Consider the following 921-nt stretch of genomic DNA (forward strand, 5'->3'; position numbering starts at 1 on the left):
GATCGATCTCGCCCGAGCCGAGCCGGTGGCGGTGGCCAAGCACGGGCGGACTGTCGTCGTCGTGTTGGCCGTCGAGGAATATGAACGGCTGAAGGCGGTCGAGGCCGGCGCAGCCCCCAAAGCCCCCGGTGGCGCTCAGAGTGAAGAATGAACGATTCGTTGAACAGTGGTCTGCAATTGAAATCTGCGATGTGGGACGCCGCGAATACTCTTCGCGGCTCAGCTGTCGATCGCACCGACTGGAAGGGCTACATTCTGCCCTTGCTGTTTTTCAAGCGCATCTCCGACGTCTGGGACGAAGAGACGGCTGAGGCTCGGGAGATCTATGGCGAAGCGGACCCCTCCCTGTTTCCGGAGGTGCACCGTTTCGTGCTGCCTGAAGGCTGTCACTGGAACGACATCAGAGAAGTTCCGGCCAACGTCGGCGCGGCCCTCCAGAAGGCCATGCAGGAGATCGAGCGGGCCAATCCGGACACGCTGTTCCGCGTATTCGGTTCGGCGGACTGGGGCAACAAGGAGAAGTTTTCCGACGAGTTGCTGAAGGATTTGATCGAGGGGTTCTCTGAGATCGGGCTCGGCAACACCACCGTCAGCACTGACGTGCTGGGCGACGCCTACGAATATCTGGTAGGCAAGTTTGCCGACGTCACCCGCCGCAACAAGGCGGGCGAGTTCTACACGCCACGCGGCGTCGTGCGCATGATGGTCGAAATCCTCGACCCTCAGGAGAGCGAAAGCATCTACGACCCCGCCTGCGGCACGGGCGGCATGCTGCTCGGGGCCATCGAGCATGTGATGCGCAAGGGTGGCGACCCGCGCACATTCTACGGCAAGATTTATGGCCAGGAGAAAAACCTGACCACGGCCGCGATCGCCCGGATGAACCTCGTCCTGCACGGGATCGAGGACTTCCAGGTGGCC

2 protein-coding genes are annotated in these 921 nt (G+C 61.9%); both read left to right on the top strand.

Annotated features, from left to right (window positions below; all coding sequences use genetic code 11):
• Window positions 1-25: 25 nt before the first annotated feature.
• Entirely contained in the window at window positions 26-151 is a 126-nt protein-coding gene (locus E3D03_RS20950; protein WP_263568548.1) for a hypothetical protein, read from the top strand.
• Window positions 148-921, top strand: a 774-nt coding sequence (locus tag E3D03_RS20955) for a class I SAM-dependent DNA methyltransferase (RefSeq protein WP_263568547.1), incomplete at its 3' end; no start/stop codon positions are given. The genes E3D03_RS20950 and E3D03_RS20955, both read left to right, overlap by 4 nt.

This window comes from Paracoccus sp. DMF, from assembly GCF_004407025.1.
In the GTDB taxonomy this organism is placed as follows: Bacteria; Pseudomonadota; Alphaproteobacteria; order Rhodobacterales; family Rhodobacteraceae; genus Paracoccus; species Paracoccus aminovorans_B.